Source organism: Pseudomonas protegens (genome assembly GCF_003732485.1).
Lineage (GTDB): Bacteria > Pseudomonadota > Gammaproteobacteria > Pseudomonadales > Pseudomonadaceae > Aquipseudomonas > Aquipseudomonas protegens_B.
The window spans coordinates 1-16,603 of record NZ_MOAK01000004.1; the positions used below are offsets into that span (position 1 = coordinate 1).

Genomic DNA, 16,603 nt, shown 5'->3' on the forward strand with positions numbered 1-16,603 from the left:
AAGCAGATCATCCTTGAGCGTATGGACTTCCCTGAGCCTGTGATTTCGGTAGCGGTAGAGCCGAAAACCAAGCAGGACCAGGAAAAGATGGGTATTGCACTGGGCAAGCTGGCTCAGGAAGACCCGTCGTTCCGTGTCAAGACCGACGAAGAGACTGGTCAGACCATCATCTCCGGTATGGGTGAGCTGCACCTGGACATCCTCGTTGACCGCATGAAGCGCGAGTTCAACGTCGAAGCCAACATCGGCAAGCCGCAGGTTTCGTACCGCGAGAAGATCAGCAAAAGCAACGTCGAGATTGAGGGCAAGTTCGTTCGTCAATCCGGCGGTCGCGGTCAGTTCGGTCACTGCTGGATCCGTTTCTCGGAGCCGGACGTCGATGCGAACGGCAACATCACCGAAGGTCTGGTCTTCACCAACGAAGTTGTTGGTGGTGTGGTGCCTAAGGAATACATCCCGGCTATCCAGAAGGGTATCGAAGAGCAGATGAAGAACGGCGTCGTTGCCGGTTATCCGCTGATCGGCCTGAAGGCTACCGTGTTCGATGGTTCCTACCACGACGTCGACTCCAACGAGATGGCGTTCAAGGTGGCGGCCTCCATGGCGACCAAGCAGCTGGCCCAGAAGGGTGGCGGTGTTGTGCTCGAGCCGATCATGAAGGTTGAAGTTGTAACCCCAGAGGACTACATGGGTGACGTGATGGGTGACCTGAACCGTCGTCGTGGTCTGATTCAGGGTATGGATGACTCGGTGTCCGGCAAGGTAATCCGTGCCGAAGTGCCACTGGGTGAAATGTTCGGTTATGCAACTGACGTTCGTTCCATGTCTCAGGGTCGCGCGAGCTACTCCATGGAATTCTCCAAATACGCCGAAGCTCCGTCGAACATCGTCGAAGCTCTCGTTAAAAAACAAGGCTGATTCAGTCTCCCCTTTAGGCTAGGAGTTAATTGTCGTGGCTAAAGAAAAATTTGAACGTAACAAACCGCACGTCAACGTTGGCACTATCGGTCACGTTGACCACGGTAAAACCACTCTGACCGCTGCTCTGACTCGCGTTTGTTCCGAGGTTTTCGGTTCGGCTCGTGTTGACTTCGACAAGATCGACAGCGCCCCAGAAGAAAAAGCTCGTGGTATCACCATCAACACTGCACACGTAGAGTACGATTCGCACATTCGTCACTACGCGCACGTTGACTGCCCAGGTCACGCCGACTACGTCAAAAACATGATCACTGGTGCTGCCCAGATGGACGGCGCGATCCTGGTTTGCTCGGCTGCCGATGGTCCGATGCCACAAACTCGTGAGCACATCCTGCTGTCCCGTCAGGTAGGCGTTCCGTACATCGTTGTCTTCCTGAACAAGGCTGACATGGTTGACGACGCTGAGCTGCTGGAACTGGTTGAGATGGAAGTGCGCGACCTGCTGAGTACTTACGACTTCCCAGGTGATGACACTCCGATCATCATCGGTTCGGCTCTGATGGCTCTGAACGGCCAAGACGACAACGAAATGGGTACCACCGCTGTTAAGCGTCTGGTAGAAACTCTGGATACCTACATCCCAGAGCCAGAGCGTGCAATCGACAAGCCGTTCCTGATGCCAATCGAAGACGTATTCTCGATCTCCGGTCGTGGCACCGTGGTAACTGGCCGTGTTGAGCGTGGCATCGTTCGCATCCAGGAAGAAGTTGAGATTGTTGGTCTGCGCGACACTCAGAAGACTACCTGCACCGGCGTTGAAATGTTCCGTAAGCTGCTCGACGAAGGTCGTGCTGGCGAGAACTGCGGCGTTCTGCTGCGTGGTACCAAGCGTGACGACGTTGAGCGTGGCCAGGTTCTGGTTAAGCCGGGTACCGTTAAGCCGCACACCAAGTTCACCGCTGAAGTTTACGTTCTGAGCAAAGAAGAAGGCGGTCGTCATACTCCGTTCTTCAAAGGCTACCGTCCACAGTTCTACTTCCGTACTACTGACGTGACTGGTAACTGCGAGCTGCCAGAAGGCGTTGAAATGGTAATGCCAGGTGACAACATCCAGATGACTGTCACTCTGATCAAAACCATCGCGATGGAAGATGGTCTGCGTTTCGCTATCCGTGAAGGCGGTCGTACCGTCGGCGCTGGCGTCGTAGCCAAAGTTATCGAATAAGCTCTTGAAATATCTCCATCGGGCCGACATAATGGTCGGCCTGATTTTGTTTTTAGGTCAGTAGCTCAATTGGCAGAGCGACGGTCTCCAAAACCGTAGGTTGGGGGTTCGATTCCCTCCTGACCTGCCAGATTCACTCAATGTGTCTGGCTTTCTTTTCACAGGATCTTCATAGATGACTCCTAAGGCTGAAGCTCAAGGCTCTCGCTTCGATCTGCTCAAGTGGCTCGTTGTGGTTGCTTTGGTGATTGTTGGTGTTGTTGGCAATCAGTACTATTCTGCTTCGCCGATCCTGTACCGCGTCCTGGCGCTGCTTGTCATTGCTGCTGTTGCTGCCTTTGTTGGTTTGCAGACTGCAAAAGGCAAGTCGTTCTTTGTGCTGGTTAAAGAAGCGCGCACTGAGATTCGTAAAGTCGTATGGCCAACTCGCCAAGAAACCACGCAGACCACTCTGATTGTAGTGGCTGTGGTTCTGGTTATGGCGTTGCTGTTGTGGGGGCTAGATTCTCTGCTCGGCTGGCTTGTTTCCTTGATTGTTGGCTAAGGGTGTCCCGTGGCTAAGCGTTGGTACGTTGTGCATGCTTACTCGGGTTACGAGAAGCATGTGATGCGTTCGTTGATCGAGCGTGTAAAGCTGGCTGGCATGGAAGATGGCTTCGGCGAGATTCTGGTTCCCACTGAAGAAGTGGTAGAGATGCGCAATGGCCAGAAGCGCAAGAGCGAGCGTAAGTTCTTTCCAGGCTATGTTCTGGTTCAAATGGATATGAATGAGGGTACTTGGCACTTGGTCAAGGATACTCCTCGTGTCATGGGTTTCATTGGTGGTACTGCTGACAAGCCAGCTCCTATCACTGATAAAGAAGCAGAAGCAATTCTGCGTCGCGTTGCCGATGGCAGCGACAAGCCCAAGCCCAAGACTCTGTTCGAGCCAGGCGAAGTGGTTCGTGTTACTGACGGCCCGTTCGCTGACTTTAACGGTACTGTTGAAGAAGTTAACTACGAAAAGAGCCGCATCCAAGTGGCAGTGCTCATTTTCGGTCGCTCTACTCCGGTGGAGCTAGAGTTCAGTCAGGTCGAGAAGGCATAACTGAACGAGAATCCCATACCCCGCAGTCTTAGGCTGTGGGGTTTTGTCGTCACTGGGATAAACGCGCAAGTAACCGGGGAGCCTTTCTAGGCGTCTGAACCCGTAATTGGAGTGCCTCATGGCTAAGAAGATTACTGCTTACATCAAGCTGCAAGTTAAGGCCGCTCAGGCCAACCCAAGCCCGCCCGTTGGTCCAGCTCTGGGTCAGCACGGCGTGAACATCATGGAATTCTGCAAGGCTTTCAACGCCCGTACTCAGGGTCTTGAACCAGGTCTGCCGACTCCCGTGATCATCACTGTTTACAGTGACCGCAGCTTCACTTTCGAAACTAAGAGCACCCCTGCTTCGGTTCTGCTGAAGAAAGCTGCTGGCCTGACTAGCGGTTCTGCTCGTCCAAACACCGTTAAGGTTGGCACTGTTACCCGTGCTCAGCTGGAAGAGATCGCGAAAACCAAAAACGCCGATCTGACTGCAGCTGATATGGATGCAGCCGTGCGTACTATCGCCGGTTCTGCTCGTAGCATGGGCCTTAACGTGGAGGGTGTGTAATGGCTAAGCTGACCAAGCGCCAAAAGGCTATCGCCGGCAAGATTGAAGCAGGCAAGGCCTACAACTTCGTAGAAGCTGCCGCTCTCCTGACCGAGCTGTCGACCGTTAAGTTCAGCGAGTCTGTAGACGTAGCTGTGAACCTGGGCGTAGACCCACGTAAATCTGACCAGGTTGTTCGTAGCGCTACCGTGCTGCCACACGGCACTGGCAAGACCGTACGTGTTGCTGTCTTCACCCAGGGTCCAGCTGCTGAAGCAGCCCTGGCTGCCGGTGCAGACCGCGTAGGTATGGATGATCTGGCTGCCGAAATGAAAGCTGGCGACCTGAACTATGACGTAGTTATTGCTTCCCCGGATGCAATGCGCGTTGTAGGTCAGTTGGGTCAGGTTCTGGGTCCTCGTGGCCTGATGCCTAACCCGAAAGTTGGTACCGTAACTCCAGACGTAGCTTCGGCAGTTAAGAACGCCAAGGCTGGTCAGGTTCGCTACCGTACCGACAAAAACGGCATTATCCACACCTCCGTTGGCAAGGTCGGCTTCGACGCCGTCAAGCTGAAGGAAAACGTAGAAGCCCTGATCGCCGACCTGAAGCGTATCAAGCCAGCTTCTTCGAAAGGTATCTACGTCAAGCGCGTTACCCTGAGCACCACTATGGGCCCAGGTCTGGTTATCGACCAGGGTTCGCTGGACGTATAAGGCATAAACTGGCGCAAGCGATTGCGTCAGTTGAAAAATTGGGGTCCCTGCCTGGCGGGGGCTATCCAAGACCGTAGGCGGCGCAAGTCTTAAACCACAAGCCTACGCAGATGGTGCTCCCGGTTCCTTACCGAATCAGACACCAAAACGACATCCAGCTCCGGTTGGATGAAACGGTAACAAGCAGGAGTTAAACCCGTGGCAATTAAACTCGAAGACAAGAAGGCCATCGTCGCTGAAGTCAACGAGGCTGCCAAAGCCGCTCTGTCCGCTGTCGTGGCTGATGCCCGTGGTGTGACAGTAGGCGCTATGACCGGACTCCGTAAAGAGGCCCGCGAAGCTGGTGTTTATGTACGTGTCGTACGTAACACCCTGCTCAAGCGCGCTGTTGAAGGCACTCAATATGACGTGCTCAACGACGCGTTCGTCGGCCCTACCCTGATTGCATTCTCCAAGGAACATCCGGGCGCTGCTGCCCGTATTTTCAAAGAGTTCGCAAAGGGTCAGGACAAGTTCGAGATCAAGGCAGCTGCGTTCGAGGGCAAGTACCTCGCAGCAAACGAGATCGACGTGTTGGCTTCGCTGCCAACTCGCGACGAAGCTATTGCGAAGCTGATGAGCGTGATCCAAGGCGCTACCAGCAAGCTGGCTCGTACTCTGGCGGCTATTCGCGACCAGAAAGAAGCTGCTGCTGCCTAAGGCACTGCAAGCCCTTTCAAAATCATATGTTTAATTTGATGGCTGCGTAGGCTGTCACCCCAATACAGGAATTTATAGTCATGTCTCTGACTAACGAGCAAATCATCGAAGCAATCGGCCAGAAAACCGTTCTGGAAGTTGTTGAGCTGATCAAAGCAATGGAAGAAACCTTCGGCGTTACCGCTGCTGTTGCCGCTGCTGGCCCAGCTGCTGCTGCCGCTGTTGTTGAAGAGCAAACTGAATTCAACGTCATGCTGACCGAAGCTGGCGAGAAGAAAGTTAACGTGATCAAGGCTGTACGTGAACTGACCGGTCTGGGCCTGAAAGAAGCCAAGGCTGTAGTTGACGGCGCTCCTGCCATGGTTCTGGAAGCTGTTGCTAAAGAAGCAGCTGAAAAGGCCAAAGCAGCTCTGGAAGAAGCAGGCGCTAAAGTCGAGCTCAAGTAAGCATCGACTTCGTGTCTCCAGCCCAAGCGTTAAGCGAACGGCTGATGGCTGGTGGCTTTTGCCACCGGCCTTTTTCCGTTATTGGCGACCGACTGGGTCGGTGCCTTTAACGTGCTGTAACCCACCCTGTGCGGTGGCGCAAACCAAAGGGTTTGCACGATTTTCTGGCTGCTCCCGTCGGGAGGAGCCGAATAAGCAGGTGACCAAGCTGGGGAACGCTGATGGCTTACTCATATACTGAGAAAAAACGTATCCGCAAGGACTTTAGCAAGTTGCCGGACGTCATGGATGTGCCTTACCTCCTGGCCATCCAGCTGGATTCGTATCGTGAATTCTTGCAAGCGGGAGCGACTAAAGATCAGTTCCGCGACGTGGGCCTGCATGCGGCCTTCAAATCCGTTTTCCCGATCATCAGCTACTCCGGCAATGCTGCGTTGGAGTATGTCGGTTATCGCCTGGGCGAACCGGCGTTTGATGTAAAAGAATGCGTGTTGCGTGGTGTGACTTACGCCGTACCTTTGCGGGTAAAAGTTCGTCTGATCATTTTCGACAAAGAGTCGTCGAACAAAGCGATCAAGGACATCAAAGAGCAAGAAGTCTACATGGGTGAAATCCCCCTGATGACTGAGAACGGTACCTTCGTAATCAACGGTACCGAGCGTGTAATCGTTTCCCAGCTGCACCGTTCCCCTGGCGTATTCTTCGACCACGACCGTGGCAAGACGCACAGCTCCGGTAAGCTGCTGTATTCCGCGCGGATCATTCCTTACCGCGGTTCGTGGCTGGACTTCGAGTTCGACCCGAAAGACTGCGTGTTCGTCCGTATCGACCGTCGCCGCAAACTGCCTGCGTCGGTTCTGCTGCGCGCGCTGGGTTACACCACTGAAGAAGTGCTGGATGCTTTCTACACCACCAACGTATTCCACGTGAAAGGCGAGAGCCTGAGCCTGGAGCTGGTGCCTCAGCGCCTGCGTGGTGAAATTGCCGTTCTGGACATCCAGGATGACAAGGGCAAGGTTATTGTCGAGCAGGGTCGTCGTATCACCGCTCGCCACATCAACCAGCTGGAAAAAGCCGGTATCAAAGAGCTGGATGTACCTCTGGACTACGTCCTGGGGCGTACCACCGCCAAGGCTATCGTGCATCCGGCTACTGGTGAAATCCTGGCAGAGTGCAACACTGAGCTGAACACCGAGATCCTGGCAAAAATCGCCAAGGCTCAAGTTGTTCGCATCGAAACTCTGTACACCAACGACATCGACTGCGGTCCGTTCGTTTCCGACACTCTGAAGATCGACTCCACCAGCAACCAATTGGAAGCGCTGGTCGAGATCTATCGCATGATGCGTCCTGGCGAGCCACCGACCAAAGATGCTGCCGAGACTCTGTTCAACAACCTGTTCTTCAGCCCTGAGCGCTATGACTTGTCCGCCGTTGGCCGGATGAAGTTCAACCGTCGTATCGGTCGTACCGAGATCGAAGGTTCGGGCGTCCTGTGCAAAGAAGACATCGTTGCCGTACTGAAGACCCTGGTCGACATCCGTAACGGTAAAGGCATTGTCGACGACATCGACCACCTGGGTAACCGTCGTGTTCGCTGTGTTGGCGAAATGGCCGAGAACCAGTTCCGCGTTGGCCTGGTGCGTGTAGAGCGTGCGGTCAAAGAGCGCCTGTCGATGGCTGAAAGCGAAGGCCTGATGCCGCAAGACCTGATCAATGCCAAGCCAGTGGCTGCGGCAGTGAAAGAGTTCTTCGGTTCCAGCCAGCTGTCCCAGTTCATGGACCAGAACAACCCGCTGTCCGAGATCACCCACAAGCGCCGTGTTTCTGCACTTGGCCCAGGTGGTCTGACCCGTGAGCGTGCAGGCTTCGAAGTCCGTGACGTACACCCGACCCACTACGGTCGTGTATGCCCGATTGAAACGCCGGAAGGTCCGAACATCGGTCTGATCAACTCCCTGGCGGCCTATGCGCGCACCAACCAGTACGGCTTCCTCGAGAGCCCGTACCGTGTGGTGAAAGACGCTCTGGTAACCGACGAGATCGTGTTCCTGTCCGCTATCGAAGAGGCCGATCACGTGATCGCCCAGGCTTCGGCGACGATGAACGACAAAGGTCAGTTGGTCGATGAGCTGGTAGCTGTTCGTCACTTGAACGAATTCACCGTCAAGGCGCCGGAAGACGTCACCTTGATGGACGTTTCGCCGAAGCAGGTAGTTTCGGTTGCAGCGTCGCTGATTCCGTTCCTCGAGCACGACGACGCCAACCGTGCATTGATGGGTTCCAACATGCAGCGTCAGGCTGTACCGACCCTGCGTGCTGACAAGCCGCTGGTAGGTACCGGCATGGAGCGCAACGTTGCCCGTGACTCCGGCGTTTGCGTCGTGGCTCGTCGTGGCGGTGTGATCGACTCGGTCGATGCCAGCCGTATTGTGGTTCGTGTTGCTGATGACGAAGTTGAAACCGGTGAAGCCGGTGTCGACATCTACAACCTGACCAAGTACACCCGCTCCAACCAGAACACCTGCATCAACCAGCGTCCGCTGGTGAGCAAGGGTGATCGGGTTCAGCGCAGCGACATCATGGCCGATGGTCCGTCCACCGACATGGGTGAGCTGGCACTGGGTCAGAACATGCGTATCGCGTTCATGGCGTGGAACGGCTTCAACTTCGAAGACTCCATCTGCCTGTCCGAGCGTGTGGTTCAGGAAGACCGTTTCACCACGATCCACATCCAGGAACTGACCTGTGTGGCTCGTGACACCAAGCTTGGCCCAGAGGAAATCACTGCAGACATCCCGAACGTGGGTGAGGCTGCACTGAACAAGCTGGACGAAGCCGGTATCGTTTATGTAGGTGCTGAAGTTGGCGCAGGCGACATCCTGGTGGGCAAGGTCACTCCGAAAGGCGAGACCCAGCTGACTCCGGAAGAGAAACTGCTGCGTGCGATCTTCGGTGAAAAAGCCAGCGACGTTAAAGACACTTCCCTGCGTGTGCCTACTGGTACCAAGGGCACTGTTATCGACGTACAGGTCTTCACTCGCGACGGCGTTGAGCGTGATGCTCGTGCACTGTCGATCGAGAAGAGCCAGCTGGACGAGATCCGCAAGGACCTGAACGAAGAGTTCCGTATCGTTGAAGGTGCGACCTTCGAACGTCTGCGCTCCGCTCTGGTTGGCCATAAAGCCGAAGGCGGCGCCGGCCTGAAGAAAGGCCAGGAAATCACCGATGAAGTTCTCGACGGTCTTGAGCATGGCCAGTGGTTCAAACTGCGCATGGCTGAAGATGCTCTGAACGAGCAGCTCGAGAAGGCCCAGGCCTACATCGTTGATCGTCGCCGTCTGCTGGACGACAAGTTCGAAGACAAGAAGCGCAAGCTGCAGCAAGGCGATGACCTGGCTCCAGGCGTGCTGAAAATCGTCAAGGTCTACCTGGCAATCCGTCGTCGCATCCAGCCGGGCGACAAGATGGCCGGTCGTCACGGTAACAAGGGTGTGGTCTCCGTGATCATGCCGGTTGAAGACATGCCGCACGATGCCAATGGCACCCCGGTCGACGTAGTCCTCAACCCGCTGGGCGTACCTTCGCGTATGAACGTTGGTCAGATCCTCGAAACTCACCTGGGCCTCGCGGCCAAAGGTCTGGGCGAGAAGATCAATCGCATGGTCGAAGAGCAGCGCAAGGTCGCAGAACTGCGTACCTTCCTGGACGAGATCTACAACCAGATCGGCGGTCGCAACGAAGACCTGGACAGCTTCTCCGATCAGGAGATCCTGGATCTGGCGAACAACCTGCGCGGCGGTGTTCCGATGGCCACTCCGGTGTTCGACGGTGCCAAGGAAAGCGAAATCAAGGCCATGCTGAAACTGGCAGACCTGCCAGAAAGCGGCCAGATGCAACTGACCGACGGCCGTACCGGCAACAAGTTCGAGCGTCCAGTTACCGTTGGCTACATGTACATGCTGAAACTGAACCACTTGGTAGACGACAAGATGCACGCTCGTTCTACCGGTTCGTACAGCCTGGTTACCCAGCAGCCGCTGGGTGGTAAGGCGCAGTTCGGTGGTCAGCGTTTCGGGGAGATGGAGGTCTGGGCACTGGAAGCATACGGTGCTGCATACACTCTGCAAGAAATGCTCACAGTGAAGTCGGACGATGTGAACGGTCGTACCAAGATGTACAAAAACATCGTGGACGGCGATCACCGTATGGAGCCGGGCATGCCCGAGTCCTTCAACGTGTTGATCAAAGAAATTCGTTCCCTCGGCATCGATATCGATCTGGAAACCGAATAACACGTGACGCGAATCGAGAGCGGGGCAGGATTGCCCGCTCTCTGCTCCGCCAGGAGGAAAGGCCTTGAAAGACCTACTGAATTTGCTGAAAAACCAGGGTCAAGTCGAAGAGTTCGACGCCATCCGTATCGGATTGGCCTCGCCTGAGATGATCCGTTCGTGGTCGTTCGGTGAAGTTAAAAAGCCGGAAACCATCAACTACCGTACGTTCAAGCCTGAGCGTGACGGCCTGTTCTGCGCCAAGATCTTTGGCCCGGTAAAGGATTACGAGTGCCTGTGCGGTAAGTACAAGCGCTTGAAGCATCGCGGCGTGATCTGCGAGAAGTGTGGCGTTGAAGTTGCGCTGGCCAAGGTTCGTCGTGAGCGCATGGCGCACATCGAACTGGCTTCGCCGGTTGCCCACATCTGGTTCCTGAAATCGCTGCCGTCCCGTATCGGCTTGCTGATGGACATGACTCTGCGTGATATCGAGCGTGTTCTCTACTTTGAGAGCTATGTCGTTATCGATCCAGGCATGACCACCCTTGAAAAAGGTCAGCTGCTGAACGATGAGCAGTATTTCGAAGCGCTGGAAGAGTTCGGTGATGACTTCGACGCCCGCATGGGTGCCGAGGCTGTCCGCGAGCTGCTGCACGCTATCGACCTGGAGCACGAGATTGGCCGTCTGCGTGAAGAGATTCCGCAAACCAACTCGGAAACCAAAATCAAGAAGCTGTCCAAGCGTCTGAAGTTGATGGAGGCCTTCCAGGGTTCCGGCAACCTGCCAGAGTGGATGGTGCTGACCGTTCTGCCGGTTCTGCCGCCAGATCTGCGTCCACTGGTCCCGCTGGATGGTGGTCGTTTCGCGACTTCCGACCTCAACGATCTGTATCGTCGAGTGATCAACCGTAACAACCGTTTGAAGCGCCTGCTGGATCTGTCCGCTCCGGACATCATCGTGCGCAACGAAAAGCGTATGTTGCAGGAAGCTGTCGATGCACTGCTCGACAACGGCCGTCGTGGTCGCGCTATCACCGGTTCCAACAAGCGTCCTCTGAAATCCCTGGCCGACATGATCAAGGGTAAGCAAGGTCGTTTCCGTCAGAACTTGCTCGGTAAGCGTGTTGACTACTCCGGTCGTTCGGTAATTACCGTAGGCCCGACCCTGCGTCTGCACCAGTGCGGTCTGCCGAAGAAGATGGCTCTCGAGCTGTTCAAACCGTTCATTTTCGGCAAGTTGGAAATGCGTGGTCTCGCTACCACCATCAAAGCCGCCAAAAAGATGGTTGAGCGCGAGCTGCCGGAAGTTTGGGACGTTCTCGCTGAAGTGATTCGCGAACACCCCGTACTGCTCAACCGTGCACCGACCCTTCACCGTCTGGGTATCCAGGCGTTTGAACCGGTACTGATCGAAGGTAAGGCTATCCAGCTGCACCCTCTGGTCTGTGCTGCGTACAACGCCGACTTCGACGGTGACCAAATGGCCGTACACGTACCGCTGACGCTGGAAGCCCAGCTGGAAGCGCGTGCGTTGATGATGTCGACCAACAACATTCTGTCGCCAGCCAACGGTGAGCCAATCATCGTTCCGTCGCAGGACGTTGTATTGGGTCTGTACTACATGACCCGTGAAGCGATCAACGCCAAGGGCGAAGGTCGTGTGTTCGCGGACCTGCAGGAAGTCGACCGCGTATTCCGCGCCGGCGAAGCGGCTCTGCACGCCAAGATCAAGGTTCGTATCAACGAAACCGTTAACGATCGTGATGGCGGCAGCGTGAGCGCTACGCGTATCGTCGACACCACTGTTGGCCGTGCGCTGCTGTTCCAGGTCGTGCCAAAAGGTCTGTCCTTTGACGTCGTCAACCTGCCGATGAAGAAGAAGGCGATCTCCAAGCTGATCAACCAGTGCTACCGCGTGGTTGGTCTGAAAGAGACCGTGATCTTCGCTGACCAGTTGATGTACACCGGTTTCGCTTACTCGACCATTTCCGGCGTTTCCATCGGTGTTAACGACTTCGTTATCCCGGATGAAAAAGCCCGCATCATCGGTGCTGCCACCGACGAAGTGAAGGAAATCGAGAGCCAGTACGCCTCCGGCCTGGTAACCCAGGGCGAGAAGTACAACAAGGTGATCGACCTTTGGTCGAAAGCCAACGACGAAGTATCCAAAGCGATGATGGCCAACCTCTCGAAAGAGAAAGTCATCGACCGCAATGGCGACGAAGTCGAGCAAGAATCGTTCAACTCGATGTACATGATGGCTGACTCGGGTGCGCGGGGTTCCGCTGCACAGATTCGTCAGCTTGCCGGTATGCGTGGTCTGATGGCCAAGCCGGACGGCTCCATCATCGAAACGCCGATTACTGCGAACTTCCGTGAAGGTCTGAGCGTACTCCAGTACTTCATCTCGACTCACGGTGCTCGTAAAGGTCTGGCGGATACCGCGTTGAAAACTGCGAACTCCGGTTACCTGACTCGTCGTCTGGTAGACGTGGCGCAGGATCTGGTTGTGACCGAGATCGATTGCGGCACCGAACACGGCCTGCTGATGACTCCGCACATTGAAGGCGGTGACGTTGTAGAGCCGCTGGGTGAGCGCGTATTGGGTCGTGTTATCGCCCGTGACGTATTCAAGCCAGGTACCGAGGACGTCATCGTTCCTGCTGGCACCCTGGTAGATGAGAAGTGGGTCGAGTTCATCGAGCTGAACAGCATCGACGAAGTGATCGTGCGCTCTCCGATCAGCTGCGAAACCCGCTACGGCATCTGCGCCAAGTGCTACGGTCGCGACCTGGCCCGCGGCCACCTGGTGAACATCGGTGAAGCGGTCGGCGTAATTGCTGCCCAGTCCATCGGTGAGCCGGGTACCCAGCTGACCATGCGTACGTTCCACATCGGTGGTGCGGCAAGCCGGACCTCGGCAGCAGACAGCGTACAGGTGAAGAATGGCGGTACCGTCCGTCTGCACAACCTGAAGCACGTTGAGCGTGTCGATGGTCACCTGGTAGCCGTATCCCGTTCCGGTGAGCTGGCCATCGCTGACGACTTCGGTCGTGAGCGCGAGCGCTACAAACTGCCGTACGGTGCCGTGATCTCGGTGAAGGAAGGTGACAAGGTTGACGCTGGCGCCATCGTCGCCAAGTGGGACCCGCACACCCACCCAATCGTTACCGAAATGAAAGGTACCGTGACCTACGTGGGCATGGAAGAAGGCATCACGATCAAGCGTCAGACTGACGAATTGACCGGTATGACCAACATTGAAGTGCTTGACGTCAAAGACCGTCCAGCTGCCGGTAAGGACATTCGTCCTGCGGTGAAGATGGTGGGTATGGATGGCAAGGATCTGCTGCTGCCAGGTACCGACGTACCGGCCCAGTACTTCCTGCCGGCTAACGCCCTTGTAGGTGTTGCCGACGGTGCGCAGATTGCGATCGGTGATGTTATCGCTCGTATTCCGCAAGAAACTTCGAAGACCCGTGACATCACCGGTGGTCTGCCGCGTGTTGCCGACTTGTTCGAGGCTCGTCGTCCGAAAGAAGCGTCGATTCTGGCTGAAGTCAGCGGCACCATCGCGTTCGGTAAAGAGACCAAGGGCAAGCGCCGTCTGGTCATTACCCCGAACGACGGTAGTGATCCGTATGAAGAGCTGATTCCGAAGTGGCGTCACCTGAACGTCTTCGAAGGCGAACAAGTGAACCGCGGCGAAGTTATCTCCGACGGTCCGAGCGATCCGCACGACATCCTGCGTCTGCTGGGTGTAAGCGCGTTGGCCAAGTACATCGTTAACGAGATCCAGGACGTTTACCGTCTGCAGGGCGTGAAGATCAACGATAAGCACATCGAGACCATTCTGCGTCAGATGCTGCGTAAGGTTGAGATTGCCGAGTCTGGCGACTCCAGCTTCATCAAGGGCGACCAGATGGAACTGACTCACGTACTGGTAGAAAACGAGCGTCTGAGCGCTGAAGACAAGTTCATCTCCAAGTTCACCCGCGTATTGCTGGGTATTACTAAGGCGTCCTTGTCCACTGAGTCGTTCATCTCGGCGGCCTCTTTCCAAGAGACCACTCGTGTACTGACCGAGGCAGCAGTGACCGGCAAGCGCGACTACTTGCGTGGCCTGAAGGAAAACGTGGTTGTGGGTCGTCTGATCCCGGCCGGTACCGGCCTGGCTTACCACAGTGAGCGCAAGCGTCGTCGTGATGCAGACAAGCCGCTGCGCGTGAGCGCGAGCGAAGTCGAAGCAGCACTGACAGAAGCGCTGAACTCCAGCGGTAACTGAGGTCTGCAGTAGATTGAGATGGGGCCCCGGTTTTTCCGACTGAGAATCGAGACACTTTTTGTCGAGGTTCGCTGATCGGAGAGGCCGGGGCCTTGCCTTGACTGGGGGCAAGATCCTCTTTAGACTCTTGTACCCCTAAATTTGGTGGAGCTCCTGCTCTGCCATTTTGTTTATGTCGAAAGACAACAGTGGAGCTAGTAGATGGCAACTATCAACCAGCTGGTACGTCAGCCGCGTAAGCGTATCGTCGAGAAATCCGACGTACCTGCGCTGCAGAACTGCCCGCAACGTCGTGGCGTGTGCACTCGCGTGTATACCACTACGCCGAAAAAACCTAACTCGGCACTGCGTAAAGTATGCCGTGTGCGTCTGACCAACGGTTTCGAGGTTTCCTCGTACATCGGCGGTGAAGGCCACAACCTGCAAGAGCACAGCGTCGTACTGATTCGCGGCGGCCGTGTAAAAGACTTGCCAGGTGTTCGTTACCACACCGTTCGCGGCTCCCTGGATACTTCCGGCGTTAAAGGTCGTAACCAAGGTCGTTCGAAGTACGGTACCAAGCGTCCGAAGTAATCGGTCGTTTTGCAGTTTTTAATTATATTGAGTCGATAAGAGTAAGGTCGGGCACGCGTCCATTGGATCAACTGTCCCGAGCTAACCTGAAGACCGTTTGAGGGCTTATCAATGCCAAGACGTCGCGTAGCAGCCAAACGTGAGATTCTGGACGATCCGAAATACGGAAGCCAGATCCTTGCCAAGTTCATGAACCACGTAATGGAGAGCGGCAAGAAAGCCGTTGCCGAACGTATCGTTTATGGTGCGCTGGAAAAAGTTAAAGAGCGCAAGAACAGCGATCCCCTGGAAATCTTCGAGAAAGCTCTCGACGCCATCGCTCCGCTGGTCGAAGTGAAGTCGCGCCGCGTAGGCGGTGCTACTTACCAGGTTCCGGTCGAAGTTCGTCCGTCCCGTCGTAACGCTCTGGCAATGCGCTGGTTGGTAGACTTCGCCCGCAAGCGCGGCGAGAAGTCTATGGCTCTGCGTTTGGCTGGCGAACTGCTGGACGCTGCCGAAGGCAAAGGTGCTGCAGTTAAGAAGCGTGAAGACGTTCACCGTATGGCTGAAGCCAACAAGGCTTTCTCGCACTACCGCTTCTAATCTCAGCATCATTCATTTTGCGAGGGCTTTATGGCTCGTACTACAGCAATCAACCGCTACCGTAACATTGGTATCTGTGCCCACGTTGACGCGGGCAAGACTACCACTACCGAGCGGATCCTGTTTTACACAGGTCTCAGCCACAAGATGGGTGAGGTGCATGACGGCGCTGCTACCACCGACTGGATGGTGCAGGAGCAGGAGCGGGGTATTACCATTACCTCCGCTGCTGTAACTACCTTCTGGAAAGGTTCGCGCGGCCAATACGATAACTATCGTGTGAACGTTATCGATACCCCTGGTCACGTTGACTTCACCATTGAAGTAGAGCGCTCTCTGCGTGTACTCGACGGCGCGGTCGTTGTGTTCTGCGGTACTTCCGGTGTTGAGCCTCAGTCTGAAACCGTATGGCGTCAAGCCAACAAGTACGGTGTTCCACGTGTTGTTTACGTGAACAAGATGGACCGTGCTGGTGCTAACTTCCTGCGCGTTGTTGGTCAGATCAAAAACCGTCTGGGTCACACCCCGGTTCCGGTTCAGCTGGCTATCGGTGCTGAAGATAACTTCGAAGGTCAGGTTGATCTGATCAAGATGAAGGCTATCTACTGGAACGACGACGACAAGGGTACTACCTATCGCGAGGAAGAAATTCCTGCCGATATGCTGGACCTGGCTAACGAGTGGCGCTCCAACATGGTTGAAGCTGCTGCTGAAGCCAACGAAGAGCTGATGAACAAGTACCTTGAAGAAGGTGACCTGACCATCGAAGAAATCAAGGCCGGCCTGCGTGCGCGCACCCTGGCTAGCGAGATCGTTCCGGCGGTCTGTGGTTCTTCGTTCAAGAACAAGGGTGTTCCCCTGGTTCTCGATGCCGTTATCGACTTCCTGCCTGCTCCTACCGAGATCCCGGCGATCAAGGGTATCCATCCGGATCTCATCGAGAAGCCGAAGGATGAGCTGGTAGAAGCGGATTACGACGAGCGTCATGCTGACGATTCCGAGCCGTTCTCGGCTCTGGCATTCAAGATCGCTACTGACCCGTTCGTTGGTACTCTGACTTTCGTGCGCGTTTACTCGGGCTTCCTGAGCTCGGGCGACTCCGTGATCAACTCGGTCAAGGGCAAGAAAGAGCGCGTTGGTCGTATGGTGCAGATGCACGCCAACCAGCGTGAAGAGATCAAGGAAGTACGTGCAGGCGATATCGCTGCCCTGATCGGCATGAAGGACGTCACCACTGGCGACACTCTGTGCGATCTCGACAAGCAG

13 protein-coding genes and 1 tRNA gene are annotated in these 16,603 nt (G+C 55.5%); all 14 read left to right on the plus strand.

The annotated features are described in order from the left end of the window. Positions 1 to 918: translation factor GTPase family protein (locus BLX41_RS00120; RefSeq protein ID WP_473241670.1), on the plus strand; the 918-nt coding region annotated here is incomplete at its 5' end. A gap of 34 nt (positions 919 to 952) precedes the next feature. Next, entirely contained in the window at positions 953 to 2,146 is a 1,194-nt protein-coding gene (gene tuf / locus BLX41_RS00125; RefSeq protein WP_060841339.1) for an elongation factor Tu, read from the plus strand. Between the two features lie 54 nt (positions 2,147 to 2,200). Beyond that, positions 2,201 to 2,276, plus strand: a tRNA-Trp gene (locus tag BLX41_RS00130). A 45-nt stretch (positions 2,277 to 2,321) separates the two neighbouring features. After that, positions 2,322 to 2,690 (plus strand): preprotein translocase subunit SecE, encoded by a 369-nt coding sequence (secE, locus tag BLX41_RS00135; protein WP_011063783.1) that lies wholly within the window; start codon positions 2,322 to 2,324, stop codon positions 2,688 to 2,690. A 9-nt stretch (positions 2,691 to 2,699) separates the two neighbouring features. Beyond that, positions 2,700 to 3,233 (plus strand): transcription termination/antitermination protein NusG, encoded by a 534-nt coding sequence (gene nusG / locus BLX41_RS00140; protein WP_002555501.1) that lies wholly within the window; start codon positions 2,700 to 2,702, stop codon positions 3,231 to 3,233. A 118-nt stretch (positions 3,234 to 3,351) separates the two neighbouring features. Next, positions 3,352 to 3,783, plus strand: coding sequence for a 50S ribosomal protein L11 (gene rplK / locus BLX41_RS00145; RefSeq protein ID WP_003176435.1), 432 nt, complete (start codon positions 3,352 to 3,354; stop codon positions 3,781 to 3,783). Beyond that, the gene (gene rplA / locus BLX41_RS00150; RefSeq protein WP_123723271.1) at positions 3,783 to 4,478 is read left to right on the plus strand and encodes a 50S ribosomal protein L1; all 696 of its coding nucleotides are present in this window, start codon (positions 3,783 to 3,785) and stop codon (positions 4,476 to 4,478) included. Before rplK ends, rplA begins: the two co-directional genes overlap by 1 nt. Before the next feature lie 198 nt (positions 4,479 to 4,676). Then, positions 4,677 to 5,177 carry a 50S ribosomal protein L10 gene (gene rplJ / locus BLX41_RS00155; RefSeq protein WP_025132369.1) on the plus strand — a complete coding sequence of 167 codons (501 nt, stop codon included), beginning with the start codon at positions 4,677 to 4,679 and terminating at the stop codon, positions 5,175 to 5,177. Between the two features lie 80 nt (positions 5,178 to 5,257). Beyond that, entirely contained in the window at positions 5,258 to 5,623 is a 366-nt protein-coding gene (gene rplL, locus BLX41_RS00160) for a 50S ribosomal protein L7/L12 (protein ID WP_060841342.1), read from the plus strand. Between the two features lie 221 nt (positions 5,624 to 5,844). Then, positions 5,845 to 9,918, plus strand: coding sequence for a DNA-directed RNA polymerase subunit beta (rpoB, locus tag BLX41_RS00165; RefSeq protein WP_011063779.1), 4,074 nt, complete (start codon positions 5,845 to 5,847; stop codon positions 9,916 to 9,918). A gap of 64 nt (positions 9,919 to 9,982) precedes the next feature. Beyond that, a complete protein-coding gene (rpoC, locus tag BLX41_RS00170; protein ID WP_102865259.1) occupies positions 9,983 to 14,182 on the plus strand; it encodes a DNA-directed RNA polymerase subunit beta' in 4,200 nt (1,399 codons plus the stop codon). A gap of 201 nt (positions 14,183 to 14,383) precedes the next feature. Then, entirely contained in the window at positions 14,384 to 14,755 is a 372-nt protein-coding gene (gene rpsL, locus BLX41_RS00175; RefSeq protein WP_003186084.1) for a 30S ribosomal protein S12, read from the plus strand. Between the two features lie 111 nt (positions 14,756 to 14,866). Further along, a complete protein-coding gene (gene rpsG, locus BLX41_RS00180) occupies positions 14,867 to 15,337 on the plus strand; it encodes a 30S ribosomal protein S7 (protein WP_007925959.1) in 471 nt (156 codons plus the stop codon). Between the two features lie 30 nt (positions 15,338 to 15,367). After that, a partial coding sequence (locus tag BLX41_RS00185; RefSeq protein ID WP_123723272.1) for an elongation factor G occupies positions 15,368 to 16,603 on the plus strand: 1,236 nt, incomplete at its 3' end.